Annotated in this window: 21 protein-coding genes; 10 read left to right on the top strand and 11 right to left on the bottom strand. The window is 43.2% G+C overall.

Going from position 1 to position 18904, the window contains the following annotated elements:
- Window positions 1–19: 19 nt before the first annotated feature.
- From kamA to ACK8P8_RS11205, 10 genes are all read left to right on the top strand, one after another.
- The gene (kamA, locus tag ACK8P8_RS11250) at window positions 20–1264 is read left to right on the top strand and encodes a lysine 2,3-aminomutase (protein WP_099289824.1); all 1245 of its coding nucleotides are present in this window, start codon (window positions 20–22) and stop codon (window positions 1262–1264) included.
- A gap of 88 nt (window positions 1265–1352) precedes the next feature.
- Window positions 1353–2363, top strand: coding sequence for a lysine 5,6-aminomutase reactivase subunit KamB (gene kamB / locus ACK8P8_RS11245; protein WP_227217280.1), 1011 nt, complete (start codon window positions 1353–1355; stop codon window positions 2361–2363).
- Window positions 2364–2415: 52 nt separating this feature from the next.
- Window positions 2416–3816: a lysine 5,6-aminomutase reactivase ATPase KamC gene (gene kamC, locus ACK8P8_RS11240; protein ID WP_227217281.1), complete on the top strand. Its 1401-nt coding sequence runs from the start codon at window positions 2416–2418 to the stop codon at window positions 3814–3816.
- Window positions 3817–3828: 12 nt separating this feature from the next.
- Window positions 3829–5385 (top strand): lysine 5,6-aminomutase subunit alpha, encoded by a 1557-nt coding sequence (gene kamD, locus ACK8P8_RS11235; protein ID WP_369860458.1) that lies wholly within the window; start codon window positions 3829–3831, stop codon window positions 5383–5385.
- A gap of 143 nt (window positions 5386–5528) precedes the next feature.
- A complete protein-coding gene (gene kamE, locus ACK8P8_RS11230; RefSeq protein WP_227217283.1) occupies window positions 5529–6317 on the top strand; it encodes a lysine 5,6-aminomutase subunit beta in 789 nt (262 codons plus the stop codon).
- An 82-nt stretch (window positions 6318–6399) separates the two neighbouring features.
- Entirely contained in the window at window positions 6400–7059 is a 660-nt protein-coding gene (locus ACK8P8_RS11225; RefSeq protein ID WP_369860457.1) for a 3-oxoacid CoA-transferase subunit B, read from the top strand.
- Window positions 7059–8261 (top strand): acetyl-CoA C-acetyltransferase, encoded by a 1203-nt coding sequence (locus ACK8P8_RS11220; RefSeq protein WP_369860456.1) that lies wholly within the window; start codon window positions 7059–7061, stop codon window positions 8259–8261. The genes ACK8P8_RS11225 and ACK8P8_RS11220 overlap by 1 nt, the downstream gene beginning before the upstream one ends.
- Before the next feature lie 47 nt (window positions 8262–8308).
- Complete coding sequence (locus ACK8P8_RS11215; RefSeq protein ID WP_099289819.1) at window positions 8309–9448, top strand: acyl-CoA dehydrogenase; 1140 nt, start codon at window positions 8309–8311, stop codon at window positions 9446–9448.
- 12 nt (window positions 9449–9460) lie between these two features.
- On the top strand, window positions 9461–10243 hold the full coding sequence (locus ACK8P8_RS11210; RefSeq protein WP_369860454.1) for an electron transfer flavoprotein subunit beta/FixA family protein: 783 nt from the start codon (window positions 9461–9463) through the stop codon (window positions 10241–10243).
- A 115-nt stretch (window positions 10244–10358) separates the two neighbouring features.
- Complete coding sequence (locus tag ACK8P8_RS11205; RefSeq protein ID WP_099289817.1) at window positions 10359–11351, top strand: electron transfer flavoprotein subunit alpha/FixB family protein; 993 nt, start codon at window positions 10359–10361, stop codon at window positions 11349–11351.
- 51 nt (window positions 11352–11402) lie between these two features.
- Here the strand turns inward: ACK8P8_RS11205 and ACK8P8_RS11200 are convergent, their stop codons facing one another.
- The 11 genes from ACK8P8_RS11200 to ACK8P8_RS11150 form a co-directional block, all read right to left on the bottom strand.
- Window positions 11403–11534, bottom strand: a complete 132-nt coding sequence (locus tag ACK8P8_RS11200) for a hypothetical protein (RefSeq protein ID WP_255301816.1) — start codon at window positions 11532–11534, stop codon at window positions 11403–11405.
- Window positions 11535–11536: 2 nt separating this feature from the next.
- A complete protein-coding gene (locus ACK8P8_RS11195; protein ID WP_176554842.1) occupies window positions 11537–11674 on the bottom strand; it encodes a hypothetical protein in 138 nt (45 codons plus the stop codon).
- Complete coding sequence (locus tag ACK8P8_RS11190) at window positions 11671–12303, bottom strand: hypothetical protein (protein ID WP_099289816.1); 633 nt, start codon at window positions 12301–12303, stop codon at window positions 11671–11673. The genes ACK8P8_RS11195 and ACK8P8_RS11190 overlap by 4 nt, the downstream gene beginning before the upstream one ends.
- A gap of 153 nt (window positions 12304–12456) precedes the next feature.
- Window positions 12457–12864, bottom strand: a complete 408-nt coding sequence (locus tag ACK8P8_RS11185; RefSeq protein ID WP_186977526.1) for an RteC domain-containing protein — start codon at window positions 12862–12864, stop codon at window positions 12457–12459.
- On the bottom strand, window positions 12794–13072 hold the full coding sequence (locus ACK8P8_RS11180; RefSeq protein ID WP_186977528.1) for a hypothetical protein: 279 nt from the start codon (window positions 13070–13072) through the stop codon (window positions 12794–12796). The genes ACK8P8_RS11185 and ACK8P8_RS11180 overlap by 71 nt, the downstream gene beginning before the upstream one ends.
- A gap of 118 nt (window positions 13073–13190) precedes the next feature.
- Complete coding sequence (locus ACK8P8_RS11175; protein ID WP_099289813.1) at window positions 13191–14351, bottom strand: DegT/DnrJ/EryC1/StrS family aminotransferase; 1161 nt, start codon at window positions 14349–14351, stop codon at window positions 13191–13193.
- Window positions 14352–14355: 4 nt separating this feature from the next.
- A complete protein-coding gene (locus ACK8P8_RS11170) occupies window positions 14356–14964 on the bottom strand; it encodes a sugar transferase (RefSeq protein WP_186977532.1) in 609 nt (202 codons plus the stop codon).
- A 46-nt stretch (window positions 14965–15010) separates the two neighbouring features.
- Window positions 15011–15763, bottom strand: a complete 753-nt coding sequence (locus tag ACK8P8_RS11165; RefSeq protein ID WP_255469577.1) for a glycosyltransferase family 2 protein — start codon at window positions 15761–15763, stop codon at window positions 15011–15013.
- An 11-nt stretch (window positions 15764–15774) separates the two neighbouring features.
- On the bottom strand, window positions 15775–17064 hold the full coding sequence (locus ACK8P8_RS11160; RefSeq protein WP_186977534.1) for a phenylacetate--CoA ligase family protein: 1290 nt from the start codon (window positions 17062–17064) through the stop codon (window positions 15775–15777).
- Window positions 17065–17069: 5 nt separating this feature from the next.
- The gene (locus tag ACK8P8_RS11155; protein ID WP_099289810.1) at window positions 17070–18095 is read right to left on the bottom strand and encodes a CapA family protein; all 1026 of its coding nucleotides are present in this window, start codon (window positions 18093–18095) and stop codon (window positions 17070–17072) included.
- A complete protein-coding gene (locus tag ACK8P8_RS11150) occupies window positions 18092–18904 on the bottom strand; it encodes a hypothetical protein (protein WP_141560851.1) in 813 nt (270 codons plus the stop codon). Before ACK8P8_RS11150 ends, ACK8P8_RS11155 begins: the two co-directional genes overlap by 4 nt.

Here is an 18904-nt window from a genome sequence, read left to right as displayed (position 1 = left end):
ATCTAAAATAAATAAAGTGATGTCAGAAAGCAGACGAAAAGAGTTTTTCCCGGAAGTTACCGACGAACAATGGAACGATTGGAAATGGCAAGTGAAAAACAGAATTGAAACACTCGATCAATTAAAGAAATACATCGAGTTAACCAAAGAAGAAGAGGATGGTATACGCGAGTCTTTAAAGACGCTGAGAATGGCGATTACCCCTTACTATTTGAGCTTGATTGACAAGAACAATCCGCATTGCCCGATACGGAAACAATCCGTACCCTCGGCTCTCGAATTGCACAAATCAGCAGCCGATCTGGAAGATCCGTTACACGAGGATAGCGATTCTCCTGTCCCGGGATTGACACACCGTTATCCGGACCGGGTATTATTCCTGATTACCGACCAATGCTCCATGTATTGCCGTCACTGCACCCGCAGACGCTTCGCGGGACAACATGACTGTGCATCCCCGACCGAGCGCATCGACAGATGTATCGATTACATCGCGAAAACCCCGCAAGTACGCGACGTATTGCTTTCCGGAGGTGACGCCCTGTTGGTTAGCGACGACCGTTTGGAATACATCATCAGCAAATTGAGAGCTATCCCGCACGTGGAGATTATCCGTATCGGAAGCCGTACCCCGGTTGTATTACCGCAACGTATTACCCCGGAACTGGTAAACATGCTGAAGAAATATCACCCGATCTGGTTGAACACTCATTTCAATCACCCGAACGAGGTTACGGAAGAGTCAAAGGCAGCATGCGCCCGCTTGGCTGACGCCGGAATCCCTCTAGGAAACCAGACCGTGTTACTGAGAGGTATCAATGACTGCACTTACGTGATGAAGAAATTGATGCACGAATTGGTGAAAATGCGTGTTCGCCCGTACTATATCTACCAATGTGACCTTTCCATGGGTATCGAACACTTCCGTACTCCTGTATCCAAAGGTATCGAGATCATCGAGAACTTGCGAGGACATACTTCCGGATATGCCGTTCCCACGTTCGTGGTTGACGCTCCCGGAGGAGGAGGTAAAACCCCGGTAATGCCGACGTATATCCTTTCTCAATCACCCAAACGCATCGTGTTGAGAAACTACGAGGGTGTTATTACCACTTACACGGAACCGGAAAGATACGAAGAAGAGTGCCACTGCCCGGAATGCGAAAAAGCTCGCAAAGAAGGGGTAGCCGCCCTGTTAAATGGTGATGCCCTCTCTATCGAGCCGAAACATTTGGCACGTAACGAGAGAAATCACCACGAATAAACTAATTTTAGATTTTAAATTTTAGATTTTAAATTCTTCACGGAATAATAAATTTAAAATTTAAAATCTAAAATCTAAAATTGAAACCGTGTTTATCGAGGAAATATTAAAATACAACAGTATTGCAATCGTGGGACTGGCAAAAAACGCCGGTAAGACAGAATGCTTGAACTACATTCTTCGGCGAGTGAAGAATACGGGGAAGCGTTTTGCCCTCACCTCCATAGGCATTGACGGGGAAAGCAGAGATCAGGTCTGCCAAACGCCCAAACCGGAAATAGAGGTATTCGAGGATATGATATTCATCACGTCCGAGATGCACTACCGAGACAAAAGGCTGGTGGCAGAAATCATGGATGTCAGCACACAACAAACCTCTTTGGGACGCTTGGTTACCGCCAGAGCCGTTTCGTCGGGAAAAGTGTTGCTATCCGGACCCGCTGACACGGGTTCGCTGCGTACCTTGATTCATGATATGAAGCGTTGGGATGTCGACACGACAATCGTGGACGGAGCTCTCTCCCGCCTCAGTCTGAGCTCTCCGGCAGTGACTGAAGCGATGGTACTTGCCACGGGAGCAGCTTTATCCTGTAATATTCCTCAACTGGTAAGAAAAACAAAATACGTTTACGACCTCATCTGCCTGAATGAAGCAGCACCCGACATCGTGCGGAAGCTGATGGCAATCGAGCAAGGTGTGTGGTCGATAGATGATGAAGGGAACATCTACGATTTAGACATCCCCTCCGTGTTTATGCTTGAAAATAAAAAAGACGATATTTTCAAGCACGGGAACACGTTATACGTGGCAGGCGCCATAAGTGACAAATTATTGCAATTCCTGCGGCAGCAAAAACAAATCCGGGAAATCACTCTAATCATGCGGGATTTCACGAAAATGTTCGCTTCCATGGAAACCTATTACGCCTTCGTGAAAAAAGGCGGTACCATACAGGTTTTGCAAAAAAGTAAACTACTGGCAGTCTGTATAAATCCCCAATCACCGGATGGATATTGTCTGGATTCGGACGAACTACGGGTCGCCATGCAAACGAGTTTAGGCATCCCGGTATACGATGTGAAAAGGATTGAAAATTGAAAATAATTCTCAATCTAAAATCTAAAATCATTAAATCTAAAATTGAATTAAGGTGTTTTTACGCGGCGCAATAGAAGAAGTAAACGGGTTCAGATACATGATCGACAAACTGGAAATTCAATCCGGTCTGGCAAAACGTGTATTGAACACACTACCGTACTTACACACGAGGGAAGAGATTATCGCCGAATTGGATAAAACGGAAGCGACAATCAACATCTCGCGTGATTCCTTGTTGACGGACACCATTACCAAGATCAATGTAAAGCTCATGCAAGTGAAAGATATCCGGGGTACAGCAAACCGGATAACAGAAGCACAAGCATTGGACGACATTGAACTGTTTGAATTAAAGGCATTCTCTTTACTCGTTATGGATATCCGGCAACTGCTCATTGCCGCCCGTATCGACGTGGTATCACTTCCGGACTTGGAACCGGTAGTCAACACGCTGGACCCGGAAAGAATGCGTATACCTCATTTTTACGTTTATGATGCTTATTCCGAAGAACTGGCAGCCTTGCGGGTAAAAATAAAAACGCTAAAAATGAACGAGCGAACCGACAGCAAGGTGCTGGAGCAGTTACAATTCGAGCATACCGTGCTGGAAGACCGCATCCGGGAAAAATTGTCCGCACGAATACACCCGTATAAACTTGAAATCAACGAAGCGCTCGCCAATATTGCCACGCTTGACATCTTGCTCGCCAAAGCAAAGCAGGCCATCGAGATGCAATTGTGTAAACCGGAGATTTCGGAAACAGTCACCCGTTACAAAAACATCTTCAACCCGCAGGTAAAAGAAGTCCTGAAGACGGAAGGTAAGAAATTTCAAGCTATCGACATTGACATCGCCCCCGGGGCATGCTTGATTACCGGGGCAAACATGGCAGGTAAAAGTGTCATCCTCAAAACCGTGGCTCTGGCACAAACCTTATTCCAATTCGGTTTCTACGTTCCGGCAGAACACGCTGAAATCGCTTTGGTAGACGAAGTTCTTTTGTGCATCGGTGACGAGCAATCGGAACTTAGCGGCCTCTCTTCATTTGCCTCGGAGATGCTAAGGCTCAATACCATCATTCAAGATGTAAAAGCAGGGAAAAACGCTCTTATCTTGATTGATGAACTGGCAAGAACAACCAATCCCACGGAAGGAAAGGCCATCGTCAACGCGGTGCTCGACTTTCTCACGGGTAAAGGTGTCCGTTCCCTCATTACCTCACATTACAGCGGCATCAAAGCCGGATGCAAAAAGATGCGGGTAAAAGGATTTATTAAAGACAAAACAGACGGTCGGTTGACCATCAATAACATAAACGAGTTTATCGATTATTCGCTAATCGAGGAGACTCAAGACTCCGTGCCGCATGAAGCGATGAGAATTGCCCGTATTCTGGGTGTAGACGAGGAATTGTTGGACAAAGCGGAGAACTATTTGGAACAGAATTTATAACAGAACAAAAATATGCAGAACAGTAAATTAGGGTTAGATTTCAACAAAGTGGCACACGCAAAAGAAGTGTCACGAAAGATAGCCGACGACGTACAGAAATTCGTGGTTCAGTACTCGACCGTTGCCGTTGAGCGTACTTTATGCCGTTTACTCGGCATCGATGGCGTGGATGCCAACACGGTACCGCTCCCCAACGTGTTGGTAGACGAGATCAAAGACAAAGGAGTATTGGGACAAGGTATTCTCTTTTTCCTCGGGAACACCATCGTGGAAACCGGAATGAACCCGCAACAAATAGCAGAGAAAGTCGCGGAGGGACAGCTGGATATGACCACGTTACCCGTTCACTCGATGGAGAAAATCAAAGCGGCCTTGAAACCATACGTGGATGCAAGTATCAAGCGTATCAGTGACCGGCGGGCGAAAAAAGAACATTACCTGAAAACGATAGGCGAAGGCCCGAAACCTTACCTGTACGTGATCGTCGCTACCGGAAATATCTACGAAGACGTGGTACAAGCTCAAGCAGCCGCACGGCAGGGTGCTGACGTTATCGCCGTAATCCGTACAACAGGGCAGAGTTTGTTGGATTACGTGCCTTATGGAGCAACAACAGAAGGATTCGGGGGAACTTTCGCGACACAGGAAAACTTCCGCATCATGCGTAAAGCACTGGACGAAGTGGGCGAAGAAGTCGGACGCTACATCCGCTTGTGCAACTACTGTTCCGGGTTATGTATGCCGGAAATTGCCGCCATGGGAGCCTTGGAAGGCTTGGACGTGATGTTGAATGATGCTCTTTACGGGATTCTTTTCCGCGACATCAACATGCAACGCACGCTGGTTGACCAGTTCATGTCACGTGTAATCAACGGGTTTGCCGGAGTGATCATCAACACGGGTGAGGACAACTATCTGACTACCGCCGATGCCGTGGAGCAAGCGCATACCGTGCTGGCTTCTGACCTTATCAACGAACAATTGGCTTTACTCGCGGGACTGAAAGAAGAACAAATGGGATTGGGACACGCTTTTGAGATGGACCCGTCACTGGAAAACGGATTCCTGCTGGAGCTTTCCCAAGCACAAATGACTCGTGAAATTTTCCCGAAAGCCACGTTAAAATATATGCCTCCAACCAAGTTCATGACGGGAAATATCTTCCGCGGACACATACAGGATGCACTCTTCAACATGATCGGAATATGGACTTCACAAGGTATCCAATTGTTGGGAATGCCGACAGAAGCAATCCACACGCCTTTCATGTCCGACCGTTACCTCTCTATCGAGAATGCCAAATACATTTTCAGTAACATGAAAAACATCGGCGACGAGGTAGAATTTAAAAAGGACGGTATCATCCAGAGTCGTGCCAAAGAAGTATTGGACAACGCGATCGCTCTACTCGAAAACATCGAGCGTGAAGGACTTTTCACCGCGCTGGAAAAAGGTATCTTCGGTGACGTGAAACGCCCGAAGAATGGTGGTAAAGGACTTGACGGAGTTGCCGCCAAGGGTGCCAATTACTATAACCCGTTTATTGAGCTAATGCTGAAAAGCAATTGAAAATTGAGAATTGAAAATTGAAAATGAGATGTCCTATGACTATCATTTTTAATTTCAAGTTTTCAAAAGAGTGAATAAAATAAAATTTAACCAATTATGCAATTGATAACTTTCAATTTTGCATTTTCAATTTTCAATTAATTATGAGTGGAGGATTATATTCTACCGATAAAAATGATTTTGACCAGACACTGGATCTGAAAAAAATAAAACCCTACGGTGACACGATGAACGACGGGAAAACTCAATTGAGTTTCACGTTACCCGTACCTGCCGGGGATGAGGCTATCGAAGCCGCTAAACAATTATTGAAGAAAATGGGATTCGAGAACCCGCAAGTCGTATTCCACAAGGAATTGACCGAAGGATACACCTTCTTCAACTGCTACGGAAGTTGCACGCACACTGTGGACTTCACGAATATTCATGTGCCTAAAGTGGAAGGGACGAAATGGGATATGCACGAAACGGACGAATTTATCCGTGAAAACATCGGACGCCCGTTGATTGTCGTGGGTGCCAGTACCGGAACCGACGCCCATACCGTGGGAATCGACGCCATCATGAACATGAAAGGCTTCGCCGGACACTACGGCTTGGAACGGTACGAGATGGTAGAGGCTCACAACTTGGGAAGTCAAGTACCCAACGAAGAGTTTATCGCCAAGGCTATCGAGTTGAAAGCGGACGCTCTTCTGGTTTCACAAACCGTTACGCAAAAAGACGTTCACATCCAAAACTTGATTGAACTCGTGGAAATGCTCGAAGCGGAAGGCTTGCGGGACAAGGTAATCTTGGCTTGCGGGGGACCCCGTATCTCCCACGAATTAGCGAAAGAACTGGGTTATGATGCCGGATTCGGTATGAATACTTATGCCGATGACGTGGCTTCATTTATCGCACAGGAATTTGTTAGAAGAAAAAATAAATAATTACATTTACGATTTGAGATTTACGATTTATGATTACCATTAATCTAAAATCCGAAATCTGAAATCAAAAATTAAAACGGTTATGGATAAAGATCAAGTAAGAGAAGTTATCGCCAAACGGGTAGCTCTCGAATTAAAAAACGGCGACGTGGTAAACTTGGGTATCGGATTACCGACAATGGTTCCTAATTACTTGCAAAGTGACGTACACGTGGTGCTGCAATCCGAAAACGGATTGTTAGGCATGGGACCGAAACCGGAAGCAGGAAAAGAAAATCCGGAATTGACGGATGCCGGTGGTGGATACATCACGGCTGTAGACGGAGCTTGTAGCTTTGACAGCGCCACTTCTTTCGGCATCATCCGGGGCGGACACGTGGATGTAACTATCCTTGGTGCTTTACAGGTAGACGAGAAAGGAAACTTGGCAAACTGGATTATCCCCGGCAAAAAAGCACCGGGTATGGGTGGAGCCATGGACCTTCTGGTAGGCGCTAAAAAAGTAATCCTTGCCATGGAACACACGGCAAAAGGAAATCACAAAATACTAAAAGAATGTACCCTACCGTTGACCGCCGCGGGCGAAGTTGACATGATCATCACCGAGATGGGCGTGATGAACGTAACCCCGGCAGGAATCGAACTGGTAGAATTGAACAGTGAATTTACATTAGATGACATCAAAGCAGCAACAGGCTGTGAATTAATCGTTTCTAAAAACTTAAAACCCATGCCTCAATAATGAAGACATATATCGTAGCAGCAAAAAGAACAGCGATCGGCAAATTTTTAGGAAGTACTCTTTCATTATCAGCAGCAGACCTCGGTGCAGCGGTAATCAAAAATATAATCGCGGAAACCGGAGTAAACCCTGCAAATATCGATGAAGTAATCGTGGGTAACGTACTATCCGCCGGACAGGGGCAAGGTGTAGCCCGTCAGGCATCTATCAAAGGGGGAATCCCTCAGGAAGTACCGGCCTATGGTATCAACATGATATGCGGTAGCGGAATGAAAGCCGTGTTAAACGGTGTAAGCGCTATCAAAGCGGGATTGGCGAATCTGATCATCGCGGGAGGTACCGAATCCATGTCCAAAGCGGGATATATTCTCCCCGGGCATGTCCGTGACGGACATCGCATGGGAGATGTAACCGTTATCGACCACATGGTATTCGATGGCCTCACGGATGCTTTCGAAGGATACCACATGGGAATAACGGCAGAGAATATAGCGGAAAAATATTCTATCAGCCGCGAAGAACAGGATGAATTTGCCATGGAATCGCAGAAGCGTGCTATAGCTGCTATCGATAACGGTAACTTCAAAGCTGAAATTGTGCCTATCGAGTATAAAGTCAAAAAAGAGACTTTACAATTCGACACGGACGAATTTCCCAACAGAAAGACATCTCTGGAAAAATTATCGACTTTACGTCCCGCTTTCAAAAAAGAGGGCTCCGTCACAGCCGGTAACGCGTCCGGAATCAACGACGGTGCATCCTTCGTGATGATCGCTTCGGAAGAGGCTCTTAAACAAAACAACCTGACTCCTCTATGCGAGATCATCGGTGTCGGACAGGGTGGTGTGGCTCCTGCTATCATGGGCATGGGACCCGTGCCCGCAATCGCCAATGCGTTGAAGAATGCCGGAATAAAATTATCCGACATCGACGTGATTGAACTAAACGAGGCATTTGCGGCACAATCACTGGGAGTAATTCACGAGTTGATGGCACAACACGGCGTAACGAGAGAATGGATAAACGAACGTACAAACGTCAACGGTGGTGCCATTGCTCTGGGGCACCCCATCGGAGCATCCGGCAATCGTATCATCGTATCACTTGTATATGAAATGCTAAACAGTGAAGCTAAAGTAGGGCTTGCCTCTCTCTGTATAGGGGGTGGCATGGGGACGGCATTGATTCTAAAAAAATGCTGATTTAGAATTACAACTAGCTTCGTTCAACTAAAAAAACATTAATAATAATGGATTTCAGTCTATCAAAAAAAGAGCAACTCTTCTTACAAATGATAAGAGAGTTCGCGGAAAAAGAGGTAAAACCCTTGGCGGCAGAAGTGGACGAATCAGAAAGATTCCCCATAGAAACCGTTGAAAAAATGGCGAAATTGGGTATCATGGGTATTCCATTCCCGGTGGAATACGGCGGAGCCGGAGGCAGTAACATACTCTACACGATGGCAGTAGAGGAATTGTCCCGCGTATGCGCCACCACGGGAGTAATCGTGTCCGCACACACGTCATTGTGCTGCGCCCCGATTATGGAACACGGAACCAACGAGCAAAGAGCCAAATATCTTCCCAAACTAACTTCCGGGGAATGGATCGGAGCATTCGGGTTAACCGAACCGAACGCCGGTACGGACGCATCCGCACAACAGACCATTGCCGTGAAAGAGGGAGATCATTACGTGCTTAACGGCTCCAAGATATTCATTACCAACGCCGGTTACGCTCACGTGTACATCATCATGGCTATGACCGACAAATCCAAGGGTACCAGAGGAATCTCCGCGTTTATCGTGGAAAAAGATTTCCCGGGATTCTCCGTGGGTAAAAAAGAGAAAAAATTGGGTATCCGCGGTTCTGCAACCTGCGAATTGATCATGGAAAACTGCATCGTTCCGGCTGAAAACCTGTTAGGACAAGAAGGTAAAGGATTCGGTATCGCCATGAAAACACTTGATGGCGGACGTATCGGTATCGCTTCTCAGGCATTAGGTATCGCGCAAGGTGCTATGGACGAAACCGTGAAATACGTGAAAGAACGGAAACAATTCGGAAAAGCCATCGGTCAGTTCCAGAATACACAATTCCAACTGGCAGACCTGCAGACCAAAATTGAAGCATCCCGTTTACTGGTAAGACAAGCCGCTTACAAAAAAGACCAAAAAGAGGCTTATTCCACGGATGCTGCCATGTGTAAATTATTTGCAGCCGAAACAGCCATGGAAGTTACCACCAAAGCGGTACAATTCCACGGGGGATACGGGTACACCCGCGAATACCCGGTTGAAAGAATGATGAGAGATGCCAAGATCACCGAAATCTACGAGGGAACATCAGAAGTTCAAAGAATGGTGATCGCTGCAAATTTATTAAAGTAAAAGAAGATTGAAATGAAGATAGTTGTTTGTATTAAACAAGTTCCGGATACCACGGAAATCAAACTGGATCCCGTTACAGGAACCCTTATCAGAGACGGGGTACCCAGTATCATGAATCCTGACGATAAAGGAGGACTTGAATTTGCCCTTCAATTAAAAGACCAATACGATGCACACGTGACAGTTCTTACCATGGGACCGCCACAGGCAGAGGCTATCTTGAGAGAGGCTTACGCCATGGGGGTAGACCGTGCCATCTTGTTAAGCGACCGGAAATTCGGTGGAGCCGATACATTGGCAACTTCCAATACCATTGCCGCCGCTTTAAAAACTTTGGATTTTGATCTGGTGATCACCGGACGTCAGGCAATCGACGGGGATACCGCACAGGTAGGACCGCAAATCGCAGAGCACCTCGATTTACCGCAAGTAACCTACGTGGAAAAACTGACTTTCGACGGTAATAAAACCCTTACCGTGAAAAAGTCAACGGAAGAAGGTTACCAAATGGTGGAAGTTGACACCCCGTGCGTGTTAACCGCCTTGGCATCAGGCGTAAAACCCCGCTATATGTCCGTGAGAGGAATCGTGGAAGCTTACGACAAAGAAATAGAAGTCTGGGGCTTCGACAACATCACTGTTGACGAGAAAAAGATCGGTCTGAACGGCTCTCCCACCCGTGTATTCAAATCATTCACGAAAGGAGTGAAAGCAGCAGGACAAATCTACGAGGTAGAACCTGCGGAAGCCGCAGATATCATTATCAACAAGTTGAAAGAGAAATTTATTATTTAAAAATTTCGGATTTATGATTTATGATTTACGATTGAACAAAACGTTGAATTTATGCGATCGGAATCTAAAATCATAAATCAAGAAATTAATAGGATCTAAAATCTAAAATTGAAAGATGGATAAAGCACAATATAAAAACGTTTATGTCTTCATCGAGCAAAGAGAAGGCATTATCCAAAACGTGGCTCTGGAATTGTTGAGCAAAGCCAGAGAATTAGCTGATGCCTTGAACGAGAAAGTGTATGCCATGCTATTAGGTCATAACCTTTCCACGCAAGCCCAAGAATGTATTGCTTACGGTGCCGACACCGTGTTGCGTGTAGACGCACCGGAACTCGAAACCTACACGACGGAACCTTATGCCCAAGCAATCCACCAAATCATCATCGAGAACAAGCCGAGCATCGTGTTAATCGGAGCCACCACGATCGGTCGTGACTTGGGTCCCCGCCTGTCCGCACGGGTTGAAACCGGATTGACGGCAGACTGTACCGGATTGGAAATAGCCGAGGACGGCGGTCTGTTAATGACTCGTCCCGCGTTCGGGGGAAACCTCATGGCCACCATCATTTGTAAAGAACACCGCCCGCAGATGTCAACCGTACGTCCCGGGGTAATGCGCATGGCACAACGTGACTTGAACCGGAAAGGCAACATTGAAGACGTGAAAATCAATTTCGACAAATCTAAATTCCGTGTACGTGTTATCGAAACCGTGAAAGAATCCAAAAATCTGATCGACATCACCGAGGCTAAAGTTCTTATCTCCGGAGGTCGCGGAGTAGGTAATGCAGAAGGATTCGATATGTTGCGTGCAATGGCAGGTACCATCGGTGCGGAAGTATCCGCTTCCCGTGCAATGGTTGACGCCGGAGTTCTCGGTCACGAACGTCAGGTAGGACAAACCGGTAAAACCGTACGTCCCGACTTGTACTTCGCTATGGGTATTTCCGGAGCCATCCAGCACCTTGCCGGTATGGAAGAATCCGACTTCATCATCGCCATCAACAAAGACAAGTTTGCCCCGATCTTCAACGTGGCAGACTTGGGTATCGTTGGCGACGTTCGCAAGATCGTTCCTCTTCTCACCGAAAGACTGAAAAAATAAAACCGATAAAAAATGGAGCCTGTAACGGGCTCCATTTTCATTCTCCCTTTCTCACCTTCCGGAACGCTTCCGTTCCCATCGGTATTTGCACCAAGCCACTACAACCGAACTGATCACACCTCCCACGATGCTCAAAATTCCTGCCACCAAATTATCCGCCAATTGCGTGAAAAATGCATTCAAACTCAGCGTGAAAAATATTCTGGTAAAAAAATAAAAACCTTCAACAGATCCGTTTCCAACTGCTTCTTCTCCCTCGCCGGGAAGGTCAGCCGCCCAATCAACTCGCTGACCGCACTAACTATACCTTGCACCGGTTTCATATTCTTTCTTTCAAACAAACATATTGACTCTGCGACAACTCTTTCCCGTCCGGGGAAACAAAATAACAATAGACGTGTACCTTCCGCCCCGGCTTATGCGCCACCCAAAAACACGCTCCTCTATCATTCCGGGTAACACCTTCGCTCACCAACACCGGAGAAAATGAACACTCTTCTTTCAATACCACCACTTCCAATCGATCCTGTCCTTCTCTCAACTCGCTAATCCACCCGTTTCTCCATTCCAACGTCACCCTCCCCGCCGGAGCAATCCATCCCTCCAAACTATAAGCCCGTTGACGCTTTCCCACCGTGAACTGTAACAACGCGAAGTCCGCAATTCTCCCATCTGCCCCAAAAGCTTTCAGATTCATTTTCATGAACAAAGCATACCCGCTAACACATCTCCCTCTAGCCGCCACACTCAACACCTGTTTCAAAGGCATCTCTTTCAACCGCTGGTAAAAACACACTGCCGCCCGAAATCTTGCTCTCATCACTTGTTGTTTTTCCGTGTTGGATTTATTCTCTTTCACCCTCCTTTTTAAAAACGTCTTGCCCCCCAACCGGAACAGAACATAATCCCCTATCCGTCCCCTAATTCCCAAACAATTTTTTACTTCTGCCATAATACTCTCGCTTTAAATGGATACTAATTTCAATTCTCTCTCATTTTACTGAATGCAAAATTACACCCGCCCCGATACTTCATTACTACACGTGAAGCACACGTGTAGTAACTTACTTTATAACGCTCTATTTATCAGCACTATTTTTTACCCCTACAAACCATCTTTCTCATCTCTTTCCCGTTCAATCAAAACGATCAACCGCTTCAAGAACACCGTCAACTCTTTTTTCCGGTTAAATATATCCCGCTTCAATTCCCGGTAATTAGGCAACTCTATTCCCAATACAGACTCCATCAACTTGATAATCTCGTCATATTCCATCAACTTGCCACCCGGTGTCCACAACACCTTTGCCAAGAAAAGCCCCAAGGCCAATTCAACAATCTCCATCTTAAACGAACCCGAGCGCCAAACGGCAAGCGGTCCCCCCTTCAACCTCGCCCCGAACCACTCCGGGTACTCCAATCCTTCCCGCACCAGCTGGATCTCACGTTCCACCAATTCCAACACGGCAACCGCACACCGACTGACTATCTTCTTTTTTTTCCATCCCGTCACCAGACCGGAACATCTCGCACGAAACCGCCAATCGGACCCGTACCCGCTCCAACCCACGGGCAACCACCTTGTAATCCCGTCCCTCGTCAAGCCACCTCTCCAAATCCCCCATGAACTCCTGTACCATCAAACCAATCTCTTCCCTTGTCATCTCTTCTTGAGTATCCTCCAACCAAGAAAATAACCTCGCTTTCATTAAATTTCTCATAATTCTATATTTTAATTTATAAAACAAAAAAGCCCCGGGAACTCATCTCCCGAGGCGTATCCTCTATCTTCATCAATTAATCAAATCGTCAGCAATCACTAAATCCCAAAATCATAAATCATAAATCTAAAATTCCCCCAACCACACTCTCAATATCTTTATCCGTCAACATCGGTCCCGAAGGCAGACACAACCCCACCTCAAATAACCTCTCGCTTGTCCCGTTCCCGTAAAAAGGCGCATCCTTGAACACCGGCTGCAAATGCATCGGCTTCCACAACGGGCGGCTCTCTATATTATCCGCATCCAAAGCCAACCTCACGTCCTCACGTGTGAAGCCCGCCTTTTCCGGTTCCACCGTGATACACGTTAACCAATAATTCGAATTAAAATCTCCACCCCCCGGCTGACACATCACGTTCACTCCTTTCACCCCCTCCAGCAACCTCACGTACAAATCATGTATCTCTCGCCTTCTCCTCACGTGCTCTTCCAACACGAACATCTGCCCCCGACCTATCCCCGCACATATATTACTCATCCGGTAATTATACCCTATCTTCTCGTGTTGGTAATGCGGAGCCTGTTCCCTCGCCTGCGTGGCGTAAAACAACGCCCGTTTCGCCCGCTCTTCACAAGGGCAAACCAATGCCCCACCGCCCGAAGTCGTGATAATCTTATTCCCGTTAAACGACAACGCCGCATACTCCCCAAAAGTACCGCACTTCCGTCCCTTGTATTCCGAACCCAACGCCTCCGCCGAATCCTCCAACACGGGTATTTTATATCTATCAGCAACTTCCAAAATCTCATCCATCTTCCCCGGCATCCCGTACAAATGCACTGGAATAATCGCTTTCGGCAACCGCCCCGTCTTCTTCAACCTGTCCTCTATCGCCTCCTCCAACAACACCGGATCCATATTCCAAGTATCCGCCTCACTATCCACGAACACCGGAGTTGCCCCCTGATAAGCGATCGGGTTCGCCGATGCCGAAAACGTGAAACTCTGGCAAATCACCTCATCCCCCTCTCCCACACCTAAAAGTATCAACCCCAGGTGCAACGCCGCTGTCCCTGCACTCAACGCCACCACACACTTATCCTCATTTTCAACTTTCAATTCTCCATTTTCAATTAAAAAATCCCTCAAGGATTTCTCGAAGGCGTTCACGTTCGGTCCCAGCGGTACCACCCAATTCGTTTCAAATGCCTCACGTATAAACTCCTGCTCTCGTCCACCCATGTGAGCGAGAGAAAGCCAAATTCTATCTTTCATACTATTATCTCAAAAATTCTTCTTCCAAATCTTTTCTAATAATCGTGTAAATAATAATTTTCATATCCAACACGAAACTCCAATGCTTAATATAATTTTTATTAATCCTCACCTTATCCGGAAAAATCACTTCATCATTATATTTTTGAGGATCTTCTACCTTAGCTAACACCTCTTCCTCACATCGGTACTTCAAACTAGCGGGTCCCGTTATCCCCGGTTTCAATTTCAACACTTCCCGCTCCTCCCCAGTTAGACAATCCACGTATCCGGGAACATCCGGTCGAGGCCCTACGAAACTCATATCTCCTTTCAACACATTCCATAACTCCGGCAATTCATCCAATTTATATTTTCTCAACACCGCTCCTAATGGAGTTATACGACTTTCCCCCGCCACAGACACCGACGAACCACTATGCCTCACCGTCATGCTCCTAAACTTATACATCGTGAATAAACATCCCTCCTTACCTACCCGTTTTTGCTTAAATATCACCGGACCATCCGGCATTTTCACTCGTATCAAAATCACGACGGCTAATAAAAAAGGCCATAACACACCTAAGCCGAGCAATGCCATGAAACGGTCAAACACCTCTTTTAGAAACATAATAAAAAGATTAACTCAACATTATTACATCACTGCAAATACAATTTCACAACACCCTTTTGCATATCGCATTAAATGTATATCCACAAAAACAATACATGGAATAAAAAACAGACAAATGTTCTATATCTCGATACACTTTCCATACGTCTTTTGCCGCTTTCCATTTTTTAGAAGTATTAGAAGTTGCTACAAGTCTATAAGTTGCCAGACACTCCTTTAATCCATACGCCTTAAAACCTCGTTTCATTATTAACAACCACAAAGCCATATCATGACTACTTCTAATTATAGGCATCCTAAAATCGCCAACAACATCTCTATCGATCACAACCGTTAGACAGCCTATAATTGTATTACATAAATAACGACAATAAGAAAGCTTAGAAGGAACTTTTACAATTTTATTTAATCGTTCTCCATCTTCTTTCATTATATCATAACTTGAGAAAGAAAAAGGAATATTATGTTCTAACATGTATTTCACTTGATACTCCAATTTATTCTCTCGCCAAACATCATCACTATCCAAAAAAGCAATAAATCTTCCTCTAGCATTCTCTAGCGCTATATTTCTAGCCGCAGCCGCCCCAACATTATACTTCAGTGCAATTAATCGTATCCTACAATCTTTCTCAATATATTGATTAATAATCTCTACCGAATTATCTTGCGAACAATCATCTACAATTAATAATTCCCAAGTCACATAACTTTGCTTCAACACAGACCATATTGACTCCCCTATAAAACGAGAAGAATTATAGGACGGCATTATAACAGAAACTAAATCTTCCATAAAAAGACCTCTCAATCTAATTCTGAAATAAAATCCCGTAATTTTCCATTCCAAGTATGTAATGTTTGTCCCCAAACAATCTTGAAATCAACATCTTTTTTAAAGTATTTATCCAATTCTCGCTGCAATATATATTGATATTCCGGTTGATTTTGTTCTATTCTCAAATCAACCTTTCCTATCTCCTTTTGTATTGCTTGATAATTTAAAGAAATACTAGTAGTCAGTGCAATATTCTTAAACACATAATAAAACATCAAACTAGGATATTGTTGCACATACCCTTTAACACATTTACCAACACGCCCAAGAATATCCAATATTACAGAATGCTCCCTACCGCATTTACATCTAAAGGTCTTATCCGCAAGTTTCACATAATCACCTAACTTATAGCGAATAATTGGAAATGAATACGACAATAAATTTGTTACTACAATTTCACCATTCACCTCTTCTACGATAACATTTTCCATGCAAATATGCATATGTCCTCCTTCCGGACATTCGTATGCTATAATTCCAGATTCAGTAGAACCGTATTCACTAATCATTTTTAGACCAAATGCTTTTTGAATTTCCTCTTGATAACTCTCGTAAATTTTCTCTGAAGTCCCTTTTACCATTTTTAACTTGAAATCATTCTTCCTCTCTGGTAACTGATTCACCATTTTTGCCGTTTCATAAATCATAGAAGAATATCCTTCTAAATATGCTGCTCTTCTCAAACGTTTTATAAAACGTTTCAACTCTTCTTTGTCATATGAAAACATTCTAAAACGATTCTGCAAAAAATCAAGAAATGCAACTTTATACTTTTGCTTTTTATCTATATTATATCCCCAGAAATAACCATTTTTCTCCCAAACTTTCACACCATACCAATGATATCCCCTAAACATTGCAGCCCGATGTCCCGATTCCCATTCTTCATTTCTATAAAATTTCAAGACTTGACCCGTTGTACCTGAAGTTTCAGAAAAAAACAATTTCTTAAAACGATAATCCGATTGTATTCTTTCATTTTCCCTTAGAAGAATATTTTTATCAATAATCGGTAATACTTTTATGTCATCAACACACGTAATTTTTTGTGCATTAAACCCTACTTGATCAAACAATTCTCTATAAAAAACTGAATGCTCATACACAAATTGAAAAAAAACTTTTGCCTTTTCCAATTGATATTTCTGCAACTTTTCTAATGACCAAAAATCAGATTCTTTCAAAAAATTATAATACTCCAAAAGAGAAGGATTCCTTTTGAGCATCCCTAAATAATAAATTAATCGATGTAGCATTAATACTATTTCTTTATTCTTCTATATATGAAATCACGCACAAGTGCATGTATATCTTTAAATTTAAAATGACTTATATTGCCAATAAAATTTTTCCAATTGTTCCTTCTATATTTTCTCATCCGTTGAAACACCATGTCGTAGTAAGATTCATTAGCAACGATATCACATAACAAAGTATTCAGATATTCAAACCTATATATTTTAGGTACATGACATTCTTCAACTTGCTTTGGGAAAAAATCATCTCCAATATAAATATAACTATACGAGATTGACGGATCACTTTTTTCCAGATCTACATTTATCAATACAGAATATCTCAATGGTTCCCACACCATATTAAAAACGAAGTTTCCTATGGAATAAAATATATATTTATCTTTATAACATTCAAAACCTTGCAACAAATGCGGATGCATTCCCACAATCAAATCAAACCCCAAATCTACCAACCAATGGGCAAATCTTTTTTGCTCTTCATAAGGTCTGTCGATAAATTCATTTCCCCAATGAATATAAACAATTTTGAAATCACTATCAGAAATCTTCTGATATTCTTCTTGTATTTCTATATATTCCGGACAATACCAATATAATGGTTCTTTTGAAAAATTTTCTGTACGTACAGAAAAGCCAAGTATACTAACCTTCTTATTTTGATGTTCAAATGTTACACTTTTTCGAATATTATCTCCAAATATACCACACCCCAATTCAGAAAGATTTCGGAGCATTTCCCTATAGGCAACTTGTCCATGCTGCATCACATGATTATTTGCCACGCCATAATAATCAAAATGCTTTATATGAGCTAAATATTGAGGGGCTATCAAAAATTGTCGTTTATATATTCCTTCTTTATCCGAGGAACTTGCACAAACACCCTCAAAATTTCCGACCCAAACATCTTCAGCTTCTCTATCCAAATGTACATATGGATTATTTCTTTTCATTAGACTCGTTCCAACTCCGAATCCAGTATCAAAAAAACCATCCGTTAAATTAATATCTCCGGCTAAATGAATCATCTAAATGATCTATATATAGTTTCTAATCTTATTAATGTATTTATTTGTTTGCCCAAAGAGAATTTGTTAAGAAATAGCAACGCTTTCCGTATTTTCCACAAAAAGGAAACAATATTTTTAATTATAGCATTTTTATAAACAATATGCAAAGTACAATAAGCCTTCCGAAATCCAAAAGTCCTTATCAAATAATCTTGTATATTTGTAGGATGATTTATGGAACGTTCTCCATCAGATATAAAGCGTTTATTTTTTTCATTCAAATAATGAACACATAAAGCATAGACAAGTGAATTACTTATATGATACCTCAAATAATCATAATCAAAGAAAAATTCTCTTAAATCCACATACTCTTCATAAGAATCAACTATCGCAAAAGCTACCAATTTATTATTATCATTAAGAAATACACCCCACCATTCAATTGATTCATTCGATTCCTCAAATCTATCCATAAACATATCTTCCAAATTCCTATCTTTATGTTGGCTACGTTTTTTCATAACTTTCATAAATAGCTGATGAATTTCATCCTTAAATTCCCATTGATTTATTTTTCTAGTAGTTGCATTATTTAATCCTTTATTAATCTCATTACGATATTTAGATTTCATTTTAGATAAATCTATTTTATCATCTTTAATAACATACCACCATTCTGTTGACGATCTCATGTCAAAATCAGTTATATACTTTGCCATGAATACATTCTCTGTATGCAGAAGGTGATACATTTCATCAAAATCCAAATTAGAATTTATAATAGATTTATTTACAAGTACATGATTATAATTTATCCATGCCAT

Origin of the sequence: Butyricimonas muris (assembly GCF_046365375.1) — a bacterium.
Lineage (GTDB): Bacteria > Bacteroidota > Bacteroidia > Bacteroidales > Marinifilaceae > Butyricimonas > Butyricimonas muris.
Note: the sequence above shows the minus strand (reverse complement) of the source record. Positions and strands in the feature narration are given on the sequence as shown.

Excerpts from the sequence above, each read along its gene's own strand:
- ACK8P8_RS11195 (WP_176554842.1), bottom strand. The coding sequence starts at position 11,674 with ATGAAACCGGTGCAAGGTATAGTTAGTGCGGTCAGCGAGTTGATTGGG.
- ACK8P8_RS11225 (WP_369860457.1), top strand. The coding sequence starts at position 6,400 with ATGGATAAAGATCAAGTAAGAGAAGTTATCGCCAAACGGGTAGCTCTC.
- ACK8P8_RS11165 (WP_255469577.1), bottom strand. The coding sequence starts at position 15,763 with ATGGAAGATTTAGTTTCTGTTATAATGCCGTCCTATAATTCTTCTCGT.
- ACK8P8_RS11155 (WP_099289810.1), bottom strand. The coding sequence starts at position 18,095 with ATGATTCATTTAGCCGGAGATATTAATTTAACGGATGGTTTTTTTGAT.
- ACK8P8_RS11210 (WP_369860454.1), top strand. The coding sequence starts at position 9,461 with ATGAAGATAGTTGTTTGTATTAAACAAGTTCCGGATACCACGGAAATC.
- ACK8P8_RS11190 (WP_099289816.1), bottom strand. The coding sequence starts at position 12,303 with ATGGCAGAAGTAAAAAATTGTTTGGGAATTAGGGGACGGATAGGGGAT.
- ACK8P8_RS11180 (WP_186977528.1), bottom strand. The coding sequence starts at position 13,072 with ATGAGAAATTTAATGAAAGCGAGGTTATTTTCTTGGTTGGAGGATACT.
- kamD (WP_369860458.1), top strand. The coding sequence starts at position 3,829 with ATGCAGAACAGTAAATTAGGGTTAGATTTCAACAAAGTGGCACACGCA.
- ACK8P8_RS11175 (WP_099289813.1), bottom strand. The coding sequence starts at position 14,351 with ATGAAAGATAGAATTTGGCTTTCTCTCGCTCACATGGGTGGACGAGAG.
- ACK8P8_RS11205 (WP_099289817.1), top strand. The coding sequence starts at position 10,359 with ATGGATAAAGCACAATATAAAAACGTTTATGTCTTCATCGAGCAAAGA.
- kamA (WP_099289824.1), top strand. The coding sequence starts at position 20 with ATGTCAGAAAGCAGACGAAAAGAGTTTTTCCCGGAAGTTACCGACGAA.
- ACK8P8_RS11160 (WP_186977534.1), bottom strand. The coding sequence starts at position 17,064 with ATGCTACATCGATTAATTTATTATTTAGGGATGCTCAAAAGGAATCCT.
- ACK8P8_RS11215 (WP_099289819.1), top strand. The coding sequence starts at position 8,309 with ATGGATTTCAGTCTATCAAAAAAAGAGCAACTCTTCTTACAAATGATA.
- ACK8P8_RS11150 (WP_141560851.1), bottom strand. The coding sequence starts at position 18,904 with ATGGCATGGATAAATTATAATCATGTACTTGTAAATAAATCTATTATA.
- ACK8P8_RS11220 (WP_369860456.1), top strand. The coding sequence starts at position 7,059 with ATGAAGACATATATCGTAGCAGCAAAAAGAACAGCGATCGGCAAATTT.
- kamE (WP_227217283.1), top strand. The coding sequence starts at position 5,529 with ATGAGTGGAGGATTATATTCTACCGATAAAAATGATTTTGACCAGACA.
- ACK8P8_RS11170 (WP_186977532.1), bottom strand. The coding sequence starts at position 14,964 with ATGTTTCTAAAAGAGGTGTTTGACCGTTTCATGGCATTGCTCGGCTTA.